Annotated in this window: 9 protein-coding genes and 1 pseudogene; 8 read left to right on the top strand and 2 right to left on the bottom strand. The window is 34.5% G+C overall.

Features of this window, described 5'->3' with window-relative positions; translation table 11 throughout:
- The first annotated feature begins 101 nt into the window (after positions 1-101).
- The 6 genes from Q73A0000_RS09280 (at position 102) to rpoN (ending at position 8403) form a co-directional block, all read left to right on the top strand.
- On the top strand, positions 102-2372 hold the full coding sequence (locus Q73A0000_RS09280) for a TonB-dependent siderophore receptor (RefSeq protein ID WP_193810698.1): 2271 nt from the start codon (positions 102-104) through the stop codon (positions 2370-2372).
- 107 nt (positions 2373-2479) lie between these two features.
- Positions 2480-2998: a hypothetical protein gene (locus Q73A0000_RS09275; protein WP_193810697.1), complete on the top strand. Its 519-nt coding sequence runs from the start codon at positions 2480-2482 to the stop codon at positions 2996-2998.
- A gap of 681 nt (positions 2999-3679) precedes the next feature.
- Entirely contained in the window at positions 3680-4282 is a 603-nt protein-coding gene (locus Q73A0000_RS09270) for a 30S ribosomal protein S16 (RefSeq protein ID WP_193810696.1), read from the top strand.
- A gap of 78 nt (positions 4283-4360) precedes the next feature.
- A complete protein-coding gene (rimM, locus tag Q73A0000_RS09265) occupies positions 4361-4903 on the top strand; it encodes a ribosome maturation factor RimM (protein WP_193810695.1) in 543 nt (180 codons plus the stop codon).
- Positions 4904-5403: 500 nt separating this feature from the next.
- The gene (gene asnS, locus Q73A0000_RS09260) at positions 5404-6849 is read left to right on the top strand and encodes an asparagine--tRNA ligase (protein ID WP_193810694.1); all 1446 of its coding nucleotides are present in this window, start codon (positions 5404-5406) and stop codon (positions 6847-6849) included.
- A 75-nt stretch (positions 6850-6924) separates the two neighbouring features.
- Positions 6925-8403, top strand: coding sequence for an RNA polymerase factor sigma-54 (rpoN, locus tag Q73A0000_RS09255; RefSeq protein WP_193810693.1), 1479 nt, complete (start codon positions 6925-6927; stop codon positions 8401-8403).
- A 43-nt stretch (positions 8404-8446) separates the two neighbouring features.
- Here the strand turns inward: rpoN and Q73A0000_RS09250 are convergent, their stop codons facing one another.
- Entirely contained in the window at positions 8447-9118 is a 672-nt protein-coding gene (locus Q73A0000_RS09250) for a beta-carotene 15,15'-monooxygenase (protein ID WP_193810692.1), read from the bottom strand.
- Complete coding sequence (locus tag Q73A0000_RS09245; protein WP_193810691.1) at positions 9111-9605, bottom strand: RNA polymerase sigma factor; 495 nt, start codon at positions 9603-9605, stop codon at positions 9111-9113. Before Q73A0000_RS09245 ends, Q73A0000_RS09250 begins: the two co-directional genes overlap by 8 nt.
- Positions 9606-9895: 290 nt before the next feature.
- Between Q73A0000_RS09245 and lptB the strand changes: the two are divergent.
- Positions 9896-10621 (top strand): annotated as a pseudogene (gene lptB, locus Q73A0000_RS09240) (LPS export ABC transporter ATP-binding protein); the annotation flags it as partial.
- Between the two features lie 516 nt (positions 10622-11137).
- On the top strand, positions 11138-12865 hold the full coding sequence (locus Q73A0000_RS09235) for an ABC transporter ATP-binding protein (protein ID WP_244140851.1): 1728 nt from the start codon (positions 11138-11140) through the stop codon (positions 12863-12865).
- The last annotated feature ends 1 nt before the right edge of the window (position 12866 follow it).

Raw genomic sequence — 12866 nt, 5'->3', positions numbered from 1 at the left:
TTGAGTCTTTATTTAGAATAATTACAAATAGTCTTGTCTAATAGTAAACCGTTTTTTACTTTTGCAGCGTTATTTTAATTCAGTCTAAATAAAAACGTCTTATGAAAAAACAGATTATTTCACTTGGAGTCTTAGTAATTGCTGCGTCAGTAAATGCGCAGATGAAGTATGAGCCGATAAGTGATACCCTTAAAATTCAGCAAATAGAAGATATCAATCTTCATAAAACTGGAAATCCCAACAAGGCCAGATTATTGTCGGCGAAGTCTGATCTGACGATAATGGAAAATCCGCAGCCGATTGCGATTGTGACTCACGAAATTATTGAGCAGCAACAAGCGAAACAGTTAAGCGATGTTCTTCAAAATGTAAATGGTCTTTATATAACTTCTTCCAGAGGAAATTCTCAAGACAGTTTTGGAGGTAGAGGTTTTGCTCTTGGAAATGATAATATCTTTAAAAACGGAGCCAGAGTTAACAGTGGTGTTTTTCCTGAGGTTTCTGGTTTAGAAAGAGTTGAGGTTCTAAAAGGAGCCAATGCAATGCTTTATGGAAATACTGCTGCTGGTGGAATTATCAATATGATAACCAAAAAGCCAAGATTTGATTATGGTGGAAGTGTTGGATTTAGCGCAGGAAGCTGGAATTCTTACAAACCAACCGTTGATTTTTACGGTCCATTATCTAAAAATGTAGCTTTTCGAGTAAATGGAGCTTACGAAACTGCTGACAGTTTTAGAGATGTAGTTTCTTCTTCAAAATATTATTTCAATCCGTCATTCATATTTAATTTAGGCGAAAAATCACAGTTGATTGTTGAAGCAGATTATTTGAAAAATGATTTCACGCCAGATTTTGGTATTGGATCGATTACCAACAAAGATCTAAGTTACACGCTTAATGATACAGTTGGAAGAAATGTGTTTTTTGGAACAGACTGGCAATATCAAAATGTAGAACAAGCTTCTACTACAGTAACATTCAATCATCAATTAAGCACGGACTGGACTTTAAATGCAGTTGCTTCTTACCAGAATTATACGAAAGATTATTTCTCTTCTGAAAGAGTACAATGGGGTTATGCAACACCAGCAGCGACTCGTTTATCTTGGACAAGACCATTTAACAAAACTTATAATGAGCAAAATTATGGTTCAGCTCAGGTAAATATTAATGGCGAAATCAATACTGGAAAAATAAACCACAAATTATTATTTGGTGCTGATGCTGATTACAGCCAGGCAGATTCTTATACTTATACTCTTGGAGCTACCAACAATGTTTTGTTTTTAGACGATTCTTCAACATGGGGAAGTATTGCAATGCCATCATCAACATTAAATAACAGAAACAGAATTAATACCAGAAGAATTGGTGCTTTTGCTCAGGATTTTATTAGTCTAACGAAAGAGTTTAAAGTAATTGCAGGTTTACGTTGGTCTTATATTGAAAACATGCCGACCATCAATACCAATTTTGGAACAGGTGTTAAAAAATTAACAGATAATACGGCTAATTCTGATCAAGCACTTTCACCGAAAGTAGGTTTTGTCTATATGCCAAACGATAATTTATCAGTCTTCGCAACTTATACCAATTCATTTGTATCGAATGCCGGAGAAACTTCTTCTGAATTAGGATCTTTGAATACAACTGGAACACCTGCCGAAGTATTAGCTCGCGTACAGAATCTTTCAAGACAAGGTATTAAACCAACAAATGTTGATCAGTATGAAGTTGGTGTAAAGAAAAATATTTGGAACAATGCTATAGCGCTAAACTTATCGGTATATCAAATTGATAATAATAATACTTATCAAAGTTATTGGTACCAAAATGCAGCCGGTGCTGTTATTACTCCAGATTCAAATTTAAAAGAATTCGCGGGGAAAATGAGAAGCCGTGGTGTTGAACTGGATATTACAGGGAACCCAACGAAAAATCTTTCAATTATTGGTGGTGTTTCTTATAACAATTCAGTTTATTTGGAAACTCCTGAAGATGGATATGTTGAAAAACAAAGATTGGTTAGAACTCCTGCAACAACTGCAAATGCTTCTGTTTTCTATAAATTCACTAACCATGTAAATGGTTTGAAAGTAGGTGCTGGAGTTTATTACATCGGCGACAGATTAGCAGGATGGAACGATTCAAAATCTACCGAAATTTCAAGAAACGGTGTTTCCAGAACTTTTGGAGTGAAAGATTATGTTACCGTAAATGCGTCAGTTGGTTATGAATGGAGTAAATTCTCTGTTCAAGGAAAAGTCGGAAATTTATTTGACACCGTAAATTATAATGTTCACGAGAATTACTCTGTAAATCCAATTACACCGAGAAACTTCTACATGACCTTAACTTATAAATTGTAATAAAAACACTTTTCATATCATCTTAATTTTAAAGTAATAGTAGTGGAGATTTCGGTTTCCACTTCTGTTATTATAAATAAAAAAACAAAATACAAAAACAGAAAACTATGGCAGCAATTAAAGACACCAAGTCATTCATGCGAATCACGCACCGTTATTTAGGTTATTTCGCCGCGGGAATTATGGCAGTTTATTCCATCAGTGGAGTATTATTGATTTACCGCGATACCAATTTCCTCAAGAAAGAAAATAAAACCGAAATCGTATTGAAACCCAATATGACGGAAAAGGAACTGGCGAAAGAAATCAAAATGAAAAATGTTGAGTTTAAGCCAGGAGACGGTGATTTGAAAACTTTTGAGCAAGGAACTTATAATGCGAAAACAGGTGAAGCGAAATATGCCAAAATGCAATTGCCTTTTGTCTTAGAGAAATTCAATCAGTTGCATAAATCAACTTCTACTCATCGTTATGCTTCTTTGAATACGGTTTTCGGATTGACACTTTTCTTCTTTGTGATTTCTTCTTTCTGGATGTTCAACTTTAAATCGAAAGCGTTTCGTCGTGGAATGATCTACGCTGGAATCGGATTTGTGTTGGCTTTGATCATGGTATTCTTTCAATAAAACACCGAATGGCAGAGTTTTTTAAACCACAAAGTCACAAAGTCTTTTCTAATATGAGTTATGTAAATATTTAGTTAAGTACAAAGTTCATCAAGGTTTGCGGATATTAATTTCCGAATAAAAATCTTAAATTTCTTAATGTAAAAATCTATTGATTTTTCTTAATGTATAAATTGTAAAGCAAACATCAAGTTTCGTATTTTTTTATAGAAATCATAATTATTCTTAATTTCTTAATGGTGAAAATTCTTGGTTTTTTTAAACCACAAAGTCACAAAGTTTTTTGTCAAATAAATCACATTAGTTGAAGTGAAAGACTTTGAGCAAAAAAGTTCATCAAGTGTTGCGCACAAAAATTTGCGAAGGAAATCTTAATGATCTTAATTCCTTCATTAAATCTTAATGGTGAATTTCTTATTAGAGAAATTGGTGAAATCATTGGTGCCATTAGTGTTTAAAACCTAATGTTAATTAGAAGCTGAATTTCTAGCCCTGATTGCAGCGGCATCCTTTTATGGAGCTTTAGTGGAATAAAAGATATAGCGAAAAGCAGGTTCCCGGCTTAAAAAAAATAGGAATTCGAGTACAAATAATCAGTTCTTAGAATTGTTGATCGGAAAATTTGATTATCTTTGCACCCTTATAATTAATCGGGACGAGTTCCCACAAAATCAAACATTTATGTCAGTAAAAATTAGATTACAAAGACACGGTAAAAAAGGAAAACCTTTCTACCACATCGTAGTTGCCGATGCAAGAGCAAGTAGAGATGGTAAATTCATCGAAAAAATTGGTACTTACAATCCTATCACTAACCCAGCGGTTATCGAACTTAACGTTGATGCTGCAGTAAAATGGTTAGGTAACGGAGCGCAACCAACTGATACAGCTCGTGCGATTCTTTCTTACAAAGGAGTTCTTTACAAAAGACACTTACAAGGTGGTGTAGCTAAAGGTGCTTTCGATCAAGCGACTGCTGATAGCAAATTTGCTGCTTGGTTAGAAGCGAAAGAGCAACAAGTTGTTGGTAAAAAAGAAGGTTTGGTTAAATCTAAACAAGATGCTAAAAAAGCAGCTTTAGAAGCTGAAGTAAAAGTAAACCAAGATAGATTAGACGCTGCACAGAAATTAGTTGATGACGCGAAAGCTGAAGAAGCAGCTAAAATCGCTGAAGCAAAAGCAGCTGAAGAAGCAGCTAATGCACCAGTTGTAGAAGAAGCAGCTCCAGAAGTTACTGAAGAACCAACTGCAGAAGCAGAAGGAACTGAAGAAACTCAGGCTTAATAAAATTTCTTACTTGAAGAATTATGGAGGCGTCATTTTTGACGTCTCTATTATTTTAAAACCATTTATATTTGCATCATGAAAAAAGAAGATTGCTATTTTTTAGGGAAAATTACTCGTAGACACGGATTACACGGAAATGTATTCTTGAAACTGGATACTGATCAACCTGAAATGTACTCTAAATTGGATACCGTATTTGTTGATATCAATGGATTATTGGTGCCTTTTTTCATTGCCAAACAATCTTGGAGCAAAGGCGAAACGCTGATTGTTTCTTTCAAAAATTCTACTGAAGCCTTGGTGGATCAGGTTGTTGGTAAAGATGTTTACCTGCCGCTTACCGGCTTGCCAAAACTGACTGGAAATAAATTCTATTACCACGAAGTTGTAGGTTTCGAAATCCGCGAAGAAGATGGTAAATCTTGTGGAATTATTGAAACGATTAACGACCAAACCGGCCAGCATTATTTCGTGCTTACCTTGGCTGAAAAACATATCGTTATTCCGATTATCAGAGATTGGATTCTGGAATTAAACCGTGAGGAGAAGTTTATTAAAATGGCTTTACCTGAAGGTTTGATGGACGTTTTCTTGATTCCTTCTAAGAAAGACGAGTAAGTTTTTCTTTATTTTTTGGGCGACTTCATCCGCCTGAATTTATCCTGAGCTTGTCGAAGGATTCCCGCTTTTTTATTCCACTGCGTTCCATAAAAAGAGCTCCACTCAAGTCGGGTCGCAACTGGGATCCCAAAATAAACCTTGTTTGTATATTGCAGATAAGATATCCTCGAACAATGAATTTAAACTATTTTCACCTAATTTATTCTGAATTTCCTATCGAAAGACGGAAATGGAAATGTGAAGATTTCAATCACTGGAAGTAAGTGCTAAAAGACAAAATTTAATAAGAAATATAACAACCCAATCGAGATTGATAAAGAAATCCAGTATCCAAGTAAATGAATTTTAAACGCTTTTTAACAAGCGTTTTTTTTGTGATAATTTCTACCTAAGAGCAAATTTTACGCCAATTTTTTAGTAAGTTTGCATTAATAGATTATCTGTTTTTACGAACTTTAGCTTTTTCGTAGAACCAACAAAAAATTGAATACTTACCAATGAGAACGACCATTAAAGAATTATTAGGAGATTATAAAAAACTAATTCATCATGACATCACCGTACAAGGTTGGGTAAGAGCATTTCGCTCTAACCGATTTATCGCTTTGAACGACGGTTCGACCATCAACAATTTACAGGTTGTTGTTGACTTTGAACAATTTGATGAGAATATTCTTAAAAATATCAGCAACGCTGCGTCATTGAAGATTGTAGGTGAAGTTGTAGAAAGCCAGGGAGCTGGACAAAACATCGAAATCATCGCTAAGAAGATTATCATTTTAGGAGATAACTTTACAGAAGAAAGAGATAAAACAATCCTTCAGCCGAAGAAACATTCCTTAGAAATTCTTCGTGAGCAAGCGCATTTGCGTTTCCGTACGAACTTATTTAGCGCTGTTTTTAGAGTGAGAAGTTCGGTGAGTTTTGCGATTCATCAGTTCTTTAATCAGAATCAGTTTTTCTATATGAACACACCGATTATTACCGGTGCTGATGCAGAAGGAGCTGGGGAAATGTTTGGAGTAACCAACTTTGATCTGAATGAAATTCCACGTGATGAAAATGGAGCGATTGATTATACACAAGACTTCTTTGGTAAGAAAACGAATTTAACAGTTTCTGGACAGTTGAACGTGGAAACTGCAATGATGGGATTGGGAAGAGTTTACACTTTTGGTCCGACTTTCCGTGCGGAGAATTCTAATACAACGCGTCACCTTGCAGAATTCTGGATGGTAGAACCTGAGGTAGCTTTTAATAATTTAGAAGACAATATCGATCTTGCTGAAGATTTCTTAAAATACGTCATCAATTATGTTTTAGAAAATTGCAAAGATGATCTGGAATTTTTAGACAAAAGATTTGCAGATGAACAAAAACAAAAACCTGAGAAAGACAGAGCTTCGGAAGGTTTGTTAGAGAAATTACAAAATGTACTTCAGAAAAGATTTAAACGTGTTTCTTATACAGAAGCGATTGAGATTCTTAGAAATTCTAAAGAAAATAAAAAAGGTAAATTCCAGTTTCCTATTGATGAGTGGGGCGCAGATTTACAAAGTGAGCACGAGCGTTTCTTAGTAGAAAAACATTTTGAATGTCCGGTTGTTCTTTTTGATTATCCAAAAGAGATCAAAGCATTCTACATGAAATTGAATGAAGATGGAAAAACGGTTGCTGCAATGGATGTATTATTCCCAGGAATTGGTGAAATCATAGGAGGTTCTCAGAGAGAAGATAAATTCGACGTTTTGAAAGCCAAGATGAAAGACATGAATGTTGATGAAGAAGAGCTTTGGTGGTATATGGATACTCGAAAATTCGGTTCTGTGCCACATGCTGGTTTCGGACTTGGTTTAGAAAGACTGGTGCTTTTTGTAACAGGAATGACCAACATCAGAGATGTAATTCCTTTCCCAAGAACGCCTAATACTGCGGAGTTTTAAAATAAATTCACTAAGTTTATGACTTAGGAGGTATTCTTATTCAATTATAAAAACACAAGAGAATTAGCAAATAATATGTTAAAACAAAATCTTCAAATGAGACTCGGCCAGAAATTGGCCCCGCAACAAATTCAGTTGATGAAATTGATTCAACTTCATACCCTCGAATTTGAGGAGGAATTAGAGCGCGAACTGGAAGAAAATCCTGCTTTAGAAAAAGTGCAGGAAGATAATAAAGAAGAAGAATATTCCTCACTCGACGAAAAATTTGAAGAAGAAGGCAACGAAAGTATCGACACTGATTTTGATGTTAACGAATATATTTTTGATGACGAACCAGCTTACAAATCTTCAGCGAATAATTATTCTGCGGACGATGAAGAGTTTGATAATCAGTCGCTTTTAACAGAAGGGCAATCCTTGTACGATTACCTTTTGGAACAAATATATTTGGCTAAAGTTGATGATGATGATTTGAAAATTGCAGAATATATTATCGGAAATCTTGATAATGACGGTTATCTTCGCAGAGAAGTGAAACAGTTGGTTGATGATTTGGCATTCTCGCAAGGAATGATTACGACTACTGAAAAGGTAACTGAAATCTTAGAAAACTACGTTCAGAAATTAGATCCGCCGGGAGTTGGTGCCAGAGGTTTACAAGAATGTCTTTTACTACAAATCGAGAAAAAAGTAAGTGCCGATAAAGCAGTAAGTTTAGCCGGAAATATTTTGAGAAATCAGTTTGATGCTTTGACGAATAAGCATTACAACAAGATTATTCAGAAATATGATATCGAAGAAGAAGATTTAAAAGATGCTTTGGAAGTGATTTCGAAATTATCGCCGAAAGTTGGTGGGAATTTCGATACGCAAACGATTACCATTAATAATGAAATTATTCCGGATTTCTTAATTACCATTAAAGATAATGGTGCAAAAGGAGTAGATGTAATTCCTTCGTTAAATAGTAAAAACGCTCCATCTTTGAGAGTTTCAGATGAATATAAAGATATTTTAACGACCTATTCTCACGATAAAAAATCTGCAGAACATAAACAGGCAGCACTTTTTATAAAGCAAAAATTAGATGCGGCAAAATGGTATATTGATGCGATTAATCAGCGTCAGAATACTTTGCTACAAACGATTTCTGCCATTGTTCAATTGCAAAAAGAATACTTCATTACAGCTGATGACAAATCATTGAAACCGATGATTTTGAAAGACGTTGCAGATATTACGGGATTTGATATTTCTACAATTTCCCGTGTGGTAAAAAGCAAATATGCTGATACGCCAAACGGAATTGTTTATTTGAAAAGCCTATTCTCGGATTCATTAACCAATGATGACGGTGAAGAAGTTTCTACCAAAGAAATCAAAACCCATTTGATGGATATTATTGATAGTGAGAACAAGAGAAAGCCACATACCGACGATGCTTTAGTTGGACTTTTGAAAGAAAAAGGATACAATATTGCCAGACGTACGATTGCGAAATACCGTGAGCAACTCAATATTCCAGTGGCGCGTTTAAGAAAAGAATTGTAGCAATTAGCTTTAAAAGAATATAAAAAGAAGAGGGGAATTTTAATTAATTTCCCTCTTCTATATTTTGGAGTTGTTCCAGATTTTTGCCCAATCTTCTAAGGATGAATCCGTAAACGATGCGGTAATAAATCCAGATCATGAGTACGCTAATTCCCATCGTGAGGATTAGTCCGGCGATAAAGCCTATCAATGTTGGATTCGTTAATTCAATGTTTTGTTGTGCTAAAACTGAGAAAGTGAATATCCCTAAAATCAAGGTAAATAAAACAACCAAGGCGATATTGGCTAATATAAATAGTTGAACCGTTTTTTTGAATTTAATGATTTGTAAAATCAGTTTTTTTAGATTGGATTCAATATTGATTTTTCGATAATTTTGGTAGAATAAATAAACAAAAGCTCCAGTCATAGCCAAACTCACCATTTTTAAAATGAAATAAAGTTGTGCTAACGTATTTTCAAAATAAGCTGAATTATCAATGCCGAGTTTTCCCAAAACGCTCATTAAATCAGTAGTGTCTTCTCCTAAAAAGGTATAATATAAATTGGCTCCGAGAATCAAAATAAATTCTACTAAACTAATCCAGAGAATATATTTCACATAATTACGTGACGATTTATTCAGCATCGATTCTATTTCGCTGGTATTATATTTTGGCTGAACAGGTTCTTGTTGCCAGGTTTTTTTGAAATTATCTAAATCAAATTCAGGCATGCTTTTCCATTAATTGTTTTAAAGTTTTTTTCAAGCGGTTCATTTTCACTCTCGCATTTACTTCTGTGATTCCTAAGTTTTCTGCAATGTCGCGGTACGGTAAATCATCCAGATACATCGTGACAATCGCACGTTCTACATTCGGAAGCATTTTGATGACTTTATAAAGCGTCGAAATATGCTGTTGTTTTTCATCATCAATTTCTACAAAATCACTGTGATGGTAATCCATCAGTTCATCAGTTTGAGGTGATTTTGTTTTTTTTCTGAATAGGGTAATTGCAGTATTCAAAGCGACTCGATACATCCAAGTAGAGATTTTCGATTGTCCTTTGAATGAGTCGTAGGAACGCCAAAGTTGTAACACAATCTCTTGAAAAAGATCTTGCTCGTCTTCCAAAGTATTGGTATAAAGTCGTGAAACCTTGATAATCAAACCTTGATTATCTTTTATTAGTTTCGCGAATTCTTTTTCTTTGGCACTCAAATCTGATGATTTTTCTAAAGAGCGAAGATAATTTTTTTAAACCGAAAACTCAAAGAAATCTATTTTATTCCAAAGGAAACGCAGCATTTTTTGCCACGAATGCACGAATTTCAAATATATTTTTCTGTTTTTATTAATATTGAAATGTTAATTGAGTGATTTTAAAAATAATTCCATGAATTTATAGCTTTTAATTTTAGTGTGTTTGGCCTGGTTTTTAACATTCAATTTCGCGGTTGTGTTTGGTAGGTTTTAACGCAACCTTACATCTAATTTATTATATTTGCTACATGATTCTACGCGGAGAAAATTTAATTAAAGAATACGGCCCGAAAAAAGTGGTAAAAGGGGTTTCAGTCGAAGTTCGACAAGGTGAAATCGTTGGACTTCTCGGTCCAAACGGTGCTGGGAAAACCACTACTTTCTATATGACTGTAGGTTTGGTAAAGCCAACTTCGGGAAAGATTTTCTTAAACGATAAAGACATTACCAGCGATGCGATGTACCGTCGTGCTCAAAAAGGAATCGGCTATTTGGCGCAAGAAGCATCTGTTTTTAGAAAGCTGTCCGTAGAAGATAATATTTTGGGAGTTTTACAATTGACCAAACTTTCAAAGAGAGAACAGCAGATGAAATGCGACGAACTCATCGAAGAGTTTTCTTTGCAACATGTTCGAAAAAACCGTGGTGATTTATTATCTGGTGGTGAAAGAAGAAGAACTGAAATCGCCCGTTGTCTTGCAACCAGTCCGAATTTCATTTTGTTAGATGAACCTTTTGCCGGAGTTGATCCAATTGCCGTGGAAGATATTCAGAAAATTGTTAGAAGTTTGGTTGATAAAAATATCGGAATTTTAATTACCGATCACAACGTTCAACAGACTTTAGCGATTACCCATAAAACGTATATTATGTTTGAAGGTAGAATTTTAAAAGAAGGACTTCCGCATGATTTGGCAAATGATCCACAAGTTCGGGATGCCTATTTGGGTGAAAACTTCGTGTATCAGGATATTTTAAATAAACCGAAAAGAAGATCTTTTGTCTATAATATTTGGGCCGGGAATTTTGATTCTAAAAACCAGTTCCAGGATTTTGTTGACGAGAATTTTCAGAATACCGACAATCTACGCTTGATGTATGGTTTCGAAGATATCAGTTTTGCCTCTTTGTCGAATTCTGAAATCGAACACATCTTCAATGAAGTGGTTGACAAAAACTCCAATAACTCTTTTCTATTTCAAAAGAAAGAAATCAATACAAATTATTCTTTGGAAGAAACGGAATCAAGTGCAAAGGCTGCAAGTAAACCAGAATTACATTATTTGACTACGTTCTCATTTGAAGCATAAAGAGTTGTATTTGTCTTTTCTCAGCTCAATTTTAAATAATTGATTTGGTCGGTTTTTTGTTAACTTAGAATATTCCAAAAATTTTTTCTATTTTAAAATATGCCCAAACCTTTCAACAGAACGATTACTCTTTACAATATTTATCAGCAACTGGTTCCATTTATTAAACCTTATCGTTTGATGATGTACGGAACTTTGTTTCTGACATTTATCGGTGCTTTGATGGCGCAGGTAAATCCGTTGGTTTTAAAATATACCGTTGATGAAGTTACCAAACTAACGCAACTTCCAAATCCGATGGATGAAGGAGTTCATGTTTTGGTTATTATTTCTGCCATTTTACTGGGGAAAGAAATCCTTAATATTTTCATTCAATTTGGTCAAAAATTTTACGGTGAAAAAATCAGAATTAACACCAGTTCAGTTTTAGCACAAACTGCGATTGATAAAATACTGACTTACAGCGTCGCTTTTTACAATGATGAAAATCACGAATCTGGAAAACTTCAACAAAGAATTGATCGCGGAATTGAGAGTTTAACCAAACTGGTTCAAAACTTCTTTATCGATATTTTACCGATGTTTTCTAACGCGATGATTGCTTTGGTAATTATGTATATGCAAAATGTATACGTCGGTTTGGTTTCTACAATTGTAGTCCCTATTTATTTTGTAATCAGTTCTTTACAGGCTAAAAAACTTTCTGGAGTTCGTCGACAACTAAGAAATCAACGGGAGAAAAAAACTTCAGGACTTTTAAATTTAATCAATTCCATTATGGTGATTAAAAGTTTTGTTCGGGAAAAATTTGAAGGCAAGAAACAGTACGATTTGCAAATGCAGTTGATGGAAAGCCAGATGTTTACCCGAAGAACCAATTTTATTTATGATGGTTTAAAAACTTTTATTGAACAATTTGGAGTCGTTTTAATTATTCTTTTAACCGTTTATTTAGTGCTCGATCAACAAATGACGATTGGTGCAATTATGTTGCATATTCTTTTATTTAATAATGTTTCTGCGCCGATTCGCCAACTTCACAGGATTTATGATGATATGAATGATGCGATGATTTATGCGGAAGGCTATTTTGATATTTTAAATGCAGACCAGGAAACCGAACCGAACGGAACTTATATTGAAAAAAATATTAAAGGTAAATTCGAATTACAGAATGTAGATTTCACTTATCCTAATGGAACCAAAGCATTACACCATGTTAATATGACCATTGAGAACGGAAAGACGACAGCATTGGTTGGTTTAAGTGGCGCGGGAAAATCGACGATTATTAATTTATTATGTAAATTTTACTTACCCGATTCTGGAAATGTTTTCTTGGATGATGTTGAGTTGAATGATTTTGATAATACAGCTTTACGAAATGATATCGGTTTAGTTCTACAGAAAAATCATATTTTCCAGGGAAGTATTGAAGATAATATTCGGTACGGAAATATGAATGCGACTTTTGAGGAAATAGAAACTGCCGCTAAAAAAGCATATTTGCACGATCAAATTATCGATCTTCCGGAACAATATAATCACGATGCGACGCAACTTTCCGGTGGTCAACAACAAAGAATAGCAATTGCGCGTTTATTCCTGAAAGATCCACCGATCATATTCCTGGATGAACCAACTGCAAGTTTAGATGCGATTGCAACCGAACAGATTAAAAACTCTTTAGATGCGATTAAAGAAGGAAGAACCATCGTTATTATTTCGCATTCTTTATCGCAGATTTTAGATTCAGATTGTATTTATGTGATGAAAAAAGGAAAGGTTGTCGAAAGCGGAACGCATGATGATCTCATCCATCTTAACGGGTCGTATCGCGAAATTTTTGATGCGTCAGCGCGAAGTCTTAATCTCGATAAATTATTGAGTTCTTTCAAAGAAAATTAAA

Origin of the sequence: Kaistella flava (ex Peng et al. 2021), from assembly GCF_015191005.1 — a bacterium.
Taxonomy (GTDB): domain Bacteria; phylum Bacteroidota; class Bacteroidia; order Flavobacteriales; family Weeksellaceae; genus Kaistella; species Kaistella flava.
This window is presented reverse-complemented; position numbering and strand designations above follow the sequence as displayed.

Bases quoted from the DNA above. Each gene is read 5' to 3' on its own strand.
- rpoN (WP_193810693.1), top strand. From the start codon at position 6,925: ATGTTAAAACAAAATCTTCAAATGAGACTCGGCCAGAAATTGGCCCCG.
- Q73A0000_RS09280 (WP_193810698.1), top strand. From the start codon at position 102: ATGAAAAAACAGATTATTTCACTTGGAGTCTTAGTAATTGCTGCGTCA.
- Q73A0000_RS09270 (WP_193810696.1), top strand. From the start codon at position 3,680: ATGTCAGTAAAAATTAGATTACAAAGACACGGTAAAAAAGGAAAACCT.
- Q73A0000_RS09250 (WP_193810692.1), bottom strand. From the start codon at position 9,118: ATGCCTGAATTTGATTTAGATAATTTCAAAAAAACCTGGCAACAAGAA.
- asnS (WP_193810694.1), top strand. From the start codon at position 5,404: ATGAGAACGACCATTAAAGAATTATTAGGAGATTATAAAAAACTAATT.
- Q73A0000_RS09275 (WP_193810697.1), top strand. From the start codon at position 2,480: ATGGCAGCAATTAAAGACACCAAGTCATTCATGCGAATCACGCACCGT.
- rimM (WP_193810695.1), top strand. From the start codon at position 4,361: ATGAAAAAAGAAGATTGCTATTTTTTAGGGAAAATTACTCGTAGACAC.
- Q73A0000_RS09235 (WP_244140851.1), top strand. From the start codon at position 11,138: ATGATGTACGGAACTTTGTTTCTGACATTTATCGGTGCTTTGATGGCG.